We start from the raw sequence: 5,091 nt of genomic DNA, 5'->3' as shown, positions 1-5,091 counted from the left end.
GCACCCCGACCGGCCACGAAGAAGCCATCAAGCAATACCACCTGAAAAAAGAGCAGACCCGCTACCTCTACGACGGCGCGACCTTGCTCAACGAATACACCGGAGCGGGCGATCCGCTCGCCCAATACTACATGGGCGCAGACGACCAGATCGTCTCCCGTAAAATGTTCGGCTTCCACGGCCGCAAAGACCAAGGCTACCTCGGCAACCTGCGCGACCGCGGTCACCAGCTCTTCTACCACTACGACGCGATGGGCAACGTCAACGACCTGACCGACCATCTGGGCAGCGACGTGCTGAAGTACCGCTACGACGCATTCGGCGGCGTGTTCACCCAACTGTGGACCCCGTACAACAACGTCGGTCTGACTGGCAAGAGCTACGACATCAAAGCCAGCCTCATGGACTACAGCGCCCGCTGGTACAGCCCGGCAGAAGCCCATTTCACCACCAAAGACACGTGGGCGGGCCTGCAAGATCTGCCGCAGACGCTGAACCGCTACGCCTACGCCCTGAACAACCCGATCAACATCACCGACCCATCCGGCCACGCCCCGTGCTACGAAGATGACGACGGCGTCCTGCACTGCGGCTACGATCCTGATCCCGACAACTGGGAGCCACGCGGAGGTGGCGGTGGTGGAGGCGGCGGTTACACCCCGCCCAATCCAGACCCGGTCGACCCCGACCCGACCCCGCTCCCGCCCGCCTGGATGGACGTCGCGAAACGCGCCGCCGACCTGCTGGCAGCAGCAGGATTCACCCCGGAGGAGATCCAAAAGATCATCCCGCAACTGTTCTCGACAGGCGTGGACTTCATCCCGGTCGTCGGCAACATCAAATCCGGGCTCGAAGCGACCCTCGGCATCGACCTGATCACCGGAGAAAAACTCTCCACCTTCGACCGAGTCACAGCCGGAATCTCCGCCTTCAGTCTCAACTCAGGAGCCTTGCGAACAGGCTTAAAAACAGCCGGAAAAGTCGCCGACGTCGCCCTCGACACGAGCAGGCACACCGACGACCTCACCGACGTCTCACGAGCCCTTTCCTGCGGCCGCTGCTTCGGGGCGGGTACGAAAGTCGCCACCGACGAAGGCCCGAAAAACATCGAAGACATCCAAGTCGGCGACAGAGTGCTCTCGAAAAACGACGTCACAGGCGATCTCGACTACAAAGAAGTCGAAGATCTCTTCACCCGCATCGCACCGGACGTCTACGTGATCACCATCGGCGAGGAGCAGATCACCACCACCGCCGAACACCCCTTCTACATCCACCACGTAGGATGGGTCCGAACACAAGACCTCCACATCGGCGACGAGATGGAGACCAGTTCCGGCATGACGGCGGCTGTGGAGAAGATCCAACGCCTGGACGAGCCGACGAAGGTGTACAACTTCAGCGTCAAGGACTACCACACTTATTTTGTGTCGGAACTAAAGGTGTGGACGCACAATTCGAGTAAGGATTGTGGGGTAGGTATTGGGGAAACGGGGAAAGGTGTTGTCCCTTACGAGATTGGCAGATATAATCAGCTGTCGAATAAATCCCTCCCAAATGATAACATTGAAATACACCATGCAGCCCAAAAACACCCCGCAAATCAAGTGATACCAGGATATGATGGTAGAACAGCACCTTCAATTGCACTGCCAAGGAGCGAACATAGAGCTATACCTGCTCAAAAAGGTATTTATACTGGAAATCCTAGAGATTTGCTTGCAAAGGATATTTGGGATTTACGGAATTATACTAATGCTCCCAACAGCTCACTAAAAGAACTTATACAGAAAAATAAAAATGCATCTCCAGGCGCGTTTCAAAAATAGTATGAGAGGAGGGTCTAAATTTCTATGAGAAACACGGAGTTTGTTGAATCAATAAAGAAATATGTTCGAGACACGGCCTTGTCGGACACTATTGAATTCATTGAAAATCTACCGGGGCGAAAACCAAGAAAAAGACATGTTGAATTATCTAATTGGTACAACAGTTTGTCTGGAGAGGATAAGCAAAAGATAGGGGAAATTATGGCAGAGGCAGTAGATTCCTCGCTATTCGGATTCCTATGTGTATTAGATGGTGCTCGCACTATTGAAAAGTCTGATAAAAAAACTACGTTTGAATTGTACGCTGTTAAAGGAGGGGGATCGACAAGAGTAAACAGTGAAGAGGAACAGCCATTGCACGATATCTACAACGCCCTAACAAATTCCGTTGATCAATAATCATCTTTATACCTTGATTGGCTTCATGCCCTTTCAAGGTTTTCTTTTTGTTAGGCTCACCATGTGGTCACTGATGATATCAATGTCCAAAGATTGACGGGGGAAACAAGCTAATTATCCTTATTCACCCGTTTCACCTTGTGGTCGTCAACGAACCGACTGGGCAGCGACGTGCTGAAGTACCGCTACGATGCATTTGGCGGCGTGTTTACCCAACTGTGGACCCCGTACAACAACGTCGGTCTGACCGGCAAAAGCTACGACATCAAAGCGAGCCTCATGGACTACAGCGCCCGCTGGTACAGCCCGGCAGAAGCCCATTTCACCACTAAAGACACGTGGGCGGGCCTGCAAGATCTGCCGCAGACGCTGAACCGCTACGCCTATGCCCTGAACAACCCGATCAACATCACCGACCCATCCGGCCACGCCCCGTGCTACGAAGATGACGACGGCGCCCTGCACTGCGGCTACGATCCCGCCCGCCTGGGTGGACGTCGCGAAACGCGCCGCCGACCTGCTGGCAGCAGCAGAATTCACCCCGGAGGAGATCCAAAAGATCATCCCGCAACTGTTCTCGACAGGCGTGGACTTCATCCCGGTCGTCGGCAACATCAAATCTGGGCTGGAAGCGACCCTCGGCATCGACCTGATCACCGGGGAGAAACTCTCCACCTTCGACCGAGTCACAGCCGGAATCTCCGCCTTCAGTCTCAACTCAGGAGCCTTGCAAACAGGCTTAAAAACAGCCGGAAAAGTCGCCGACGTCGCCCTCGACACGAGCAGGCACACCGACGACCTCACCGACGTCTCACGAGCCCTTTCCTGCGGCCGCTGCTTCGGGGCGGGTACGAAAGTCGCCACCGACGAAGGTCCGAAAAACATCGAAGACATCCAAGTCGGCGACAAAGTGCTCTCGAAAAACGACGTGACAGGCGACCTCGACTACAAAGAAGTCGAAGAGCTCTTCACCCGCACCGCACCAGACGTCTACGTGATCACCATCGGCAACGAAACCCTCACCACCACCGCCGAACACCCCTTCTACATCCACAACGTAGGCTGGGTCCGAACACAGGATCTTCACATCGGCGACGAGATGGAGACCAGCTCCGGCATGGGGGCGGCTGTGGAGAAGATTCAACGCGCGGACGAGCCGACGAAGGTCTACAACTTCAGCGTCGCGGACTACCACACATACTTCGTGTCAGACTTGCAGGTGTGGACGCACAATTCGAGTAGGGATTGTGCCTTGAGTGGTACGGCCACGGGTCAAGCTACTTCTAATGGAACAACAGCATTTTGGGGGAGTTGGGACGACTATGCCAAAGTAGAAGTTAATAGCCAACAATACGCACAAGTAGGGGACAGGCTTTATTCTCGCCATGCTGTTGACAGGATGCAACCAAGTGGAATGAGATATTCTGGTAATGCGGTTGGAGGGAAGGTTGGAGCCTCAAGAATAGTATCAGTAGGACAGATTGATTATGGTAGGGGTGTGGCACCGCGATATGTAGAAGAGGTAATAAGTTCAACTAAACCGGTAGTTCAAGGCAATGGGAATTTATCGTATACTTCCGGTAGTTTGCAAGTAATCACTAACGCCCAAGGTTCCGTTGTTACAATAATAACTAAGTAAGGAGGGAGACTATGGATGAGTTAATCGAAGTGTGCCGCAAATTCCAAGATGGTTTGTGTACTATCGAAGATTTATATCGCCGCCTATCATGGATAGCAGTTCCCGATCAGTTTTCGGAAGTTGTTTCAAAGGCAGAAAAAGATTTGGAGATAATTCAGTTTACTGAGGTAGAGGAAAAATGGCATTGTGAAGGGATGAGAGTCCTTGAACAATTGCTCAAAGAATTGGGATGCAAGTAACCTATATGTATAATCAGGTGTAATAACGTATTTTTCTCCTATAGGATCTTGATTTGGCTTAGTGCCTTTCAAGGTCCTTTTTGGTGAAAACCCAAGTGCCAGCGAAATGTGCGGCAGGCTTTGATACGATGAAATCTACTCCTAGAAAAAGTGTATTCATAATACTATATAAGGAGCAAACCAACGAATCACAGTTGGAATCCCCGGCTTCAGCCTCAACTCGGGAGCCCTCTCGTGCGGCCGCTGCTTCGGGGCGGGTACGAAAGTTGCTACCGACGAAGGTCCGAAAAATATCGAAGACATCCAAGTCGGCGACAGAGTGCTCTCGAAAAACGACGTGACAGGCGATCTCGACTACAAAGAAGTCGAGGAACTCTTCACCCGGACAGCACCCGACGTGTACGTGATCACCATCGGCAACGAAACCCTCACCACCACCGCCGAACACCCCTTCTACATCCACAACGTAGGCTGGGTCAGAACACAAGACCTCCACATCGGCGACAAGATGGAAACCAGTTCCGGCACGACGGCGGCGGTCGAGAAGATTGAGCAGGTAGACGAGCCGACAAAGGTGTACAACTTCAGCGTCGCGGACTACCACACGTACTTCGTGTCGGACTTGCAGGTGTGGACGCACAATTCGAGTAGGGATTGTGGGATTGAGGGGACGGGTAATGCTAAACCGTACTCAAACAGTAGACCATCATATGGGAAAGGACAAGTTAACGAAGTTTGGGATAATGCTAAAGACGTCGATGGAAAAGTATATGACCCAAATACAGGGGAGGAATTGGCTTGGGACAAGAGTAAATCTAGAGCAGGTCAATTGGATATGGGTCATACACCGGAGAACAAGTGTTGCGGCCGATGCTAAATGCCCAAAAGCTGACGCTATTGCCTGTCCAAAGATTGACGGATATAATGACCACCGTACATATCCTAGAAAAGGAAAAGGACGCCTCTGAATGATGTGCCACTGTAT

At 52.4% G+C, this 5,091-nt stretch carries 5 protein-coding genes and 1 pseudogene; all 6 read left to right on the top strand.

Features of this window, described 5'->3' with window-relative positions; all coding sequences use genetic code 11:
• On the top strand, positions 1-1,829 hold a 1,829-nt coding region (locus OS242_RS21035), incomplete at its 5' end, for a polymorphic toxin-type HINT domain-containing protein (RefSeq protein ID WP_267153645.1).
• Between the two features lie 24 nt (positions 1,830-1,853).
• On the top strand, positions 1,854-2,228 hold the full coding sequence (locus OS242_RS21030; protein WP_267153644.1) for a hypothetical protein: 375 nt from the start codon (positions 1,854-1,856) through the stop codon (positions 2,226-2,228).
• Positions 2,229-2,399: 171 nt separating this feature from the next.
• A pseudogene (locus OS242_RS21420) lies at positions 2,400-2,645 on the top strand (RHS repeat-associated core domain-containing protein); the annotation flags it as partial.
• A gap of 28 nt (positions 2,646-2,673) precedes the next feature.
• Positions 2,674-3,867, top strand: coding sequence for a polymorphic toxin-type HINT domain-containing protein (locus OS242_RS21025; RefSeq protein ID WP_267153643.1), 1,194 nt, complete (start codon positions 2,674-2,676; stop codon positions 3,865-3,867).
• 11 nt (positions 3,868-3,878) lie between these two features.
• Positions 3,879-4,106, top strand: coding sequence for a hypothetical protein (locus tag OS242_RS21020; RefSeq protein WP_267153642.1), 228 nt, complete (start codon positions 3,879-3,881; stop codon positions 4,104-4,106).
• 187 nt (positions 4,107-4,293) lie between these two features.
• Entirely contained in the window at positions 4,294-4,983 is a 690-nt protein-coding gene (locus tag OS242_RS21015) for a polymorphic toxin-type HINT domain-containing protein (protein WP_323372986.1), read from the top strand.
• The last annotated feature ends 108 nt before the right edge of the window (positions 4,984-5,091 follow it).

Origin of the sequence: Tumebacillus lacus, from assembly GCF_026410385.1 — a bacterium.
Lineage (GTDB): Bacteria > Bacillota > Bacilli > Tumebacillales > Tumebacillaceae > Tumebacillus > Tumebacillus lacus.
Note: the sequence above shows the minus strand (reverse complement) of the source record. Positions and strands in the feature narration are given on the sequence as shown.